The organism is Streptomyces sp. NPDC048370 (assembly GCF_043200825.1).
Lineage (GTDB): Bacteria > Actinomycetota > Actinomycetes > Streptomycetales > Streptomycetaceae > Streptomyces.
In genome coordinates, this window is sequence record NZ_JBICYI010000032.1 from 3,846 (window position 1) to 5,020 (window position 1,175).

The 1,175-nt window shown below is 56.4% G+C and carries 1 rRNA gene (only partly in view); it reads left to right on the top strand.

The annotated features are described in order from the left end of the window. A 23S ribosomal RNA gene (locus ACGFYP_RS34620) occupies positions 1–1,174 on the top strand; it begins 2,030 nt to the left of the window's first position. Position 1,175: the final 1 nt, after the last annotated feature.

Genomic DNA, 1,175 nt, shown 5'->3' on the forward strand with positions numbered 1-1,175 from the left:
CTGAGCTGGGGGTGGCCGCAGAGACCAGCGAGAAGCGACTGTTTACTAAAAACACAGGTCCGTGCGAAGCCGTAAGGCGATGTATACGGACTGACGCCTGCCCGGTGCTGGAACGTTAAGGGGACCGGTTAGTGACCTTTCGGGGTTGCGAAGCTGAGAACTTAAGCGCCAGTAAACGGCGGTGGTAACTATAACCATCCTAAGGTAGCGAAATTCCTTGTCGGGTAAGTTCCGACCTGCACGAATGGCGTAACGACTTCTCGACTGTCTCAACCATAGGCCCGGTGAAATTGCACTACGAGTAAAGATGCTCGTTTCGCGCAGCAGGACGGAAAGACCCCGGGACCTTTACTACAGTTTGATATTGGTGTTCGGTTCGGCTTGTGTAGGATAGGTGGGAGACTTTGAAGCAGCCACGCCAGTGGTTGTGGAGTCGCCGTTGAAATACCACTCTGGTCGTGCTGGATGTCTAACCTCGGTCCGTGATCCGGATCAGGGACAGTGTCTGATGGGTAGTTTAACTGGGGCGGTTGCCTCCCAAAGGGTAACGGAGGCGCCCAAAGGTTCCCTCAGCCTGGTTGGCAATCAGGTGTTGAGTGTAAGTGCACAAGGGAGCTTGACTGTGAGACCGACGGGTCGAGCAGGGACGAAAGTCGGGACTAGTGATCCGGCGGTGGCTTGTGGAAGCGCCGTCGCTCAACGGATAAAAGGTACCCCGGGGATAACAGGCTGATCTTCCCCAAGAGTCCATATCGACGGGATGGTTTGGCACCTCGATGTCGGCTCGTCGCATCCTGGGGCTGGAGTCGGTCCCAAGGGTTGGGCTGTTCGCCCATTAAAGCGGTACGCGAGCTGGGTTTAGAACGTCGTGAGACAGTTCGGTCCCTATCCGCTGTGCGCGTAGGAATATTGAGAAGGGCTGTCCCTAGTACGAGAGGACCGGGACGGACGAACCTCTGGTGTGCCAGTTGTCCTGCCAAGGGCATGGCTGGTTGGCTACGTTCGGGAGGGATAACCGCTGAAAGCATCTAAGCGGGAAGCCTGCTTCGAGATGAGTATTCCCACCTCCTTGAGAGGGTAAGGCTCCCAGTAGACGACTGGGTTGATAGGCCGGATGTGGAAGCCCAGTAATGGGTGGAGCTGACCGGTACTAATAGGCCGAGGGCTTGTCCTCA